Annotated in this window: 1 protein-coding gene; it reads right to left on the reverse strand. The window is 67.7% G+C overall.

The features are described from left to right. Window positions 1-257: WD40 repeat domain-containing protein (locus RUR_RS26645; RefSeq protein ID WP_428847030.1), on the reverse strand; the 257-nt coding region annotated here is incomplete at both ends.

Genomic DNA, 257 nt, shown 5'->3' on the forward strand with positions numbered 1-257 from the left:
ACTGGCGCTGGCGAGGAGGGTGCGGCCGTTTGCGGTGAAGGCGCAGACAGCGTTCACCCCGCCGGTGTGGCCGGTGAGGTTGGCGATGGGGTGGCTGGTGGTTGGGTCCCAGATTCGGATGGTTCGGTCGTAGCCGGCGCTGGCGAGGAGGGTGCGGTCGTTTGCGGTGAAGGCGCAGACGGTGCGTATTCCGCTGGTGTGGCCGGTGAGGTTGGCGATGGGGTGGCTGGTGGTTGGGTCCCAGATTCGGACGGTTC

The organism is Rhizohabitans arisaemae (assembly GCF_025996515.1).
GTDB classification, from domain to species: domain Bacteria; phylum Actinomycetota; class Actinomycetes; order Streptosporangiales; family Streptosporangiaceae; genus Rhizohabitans; species Rhizohabitans arisaemae.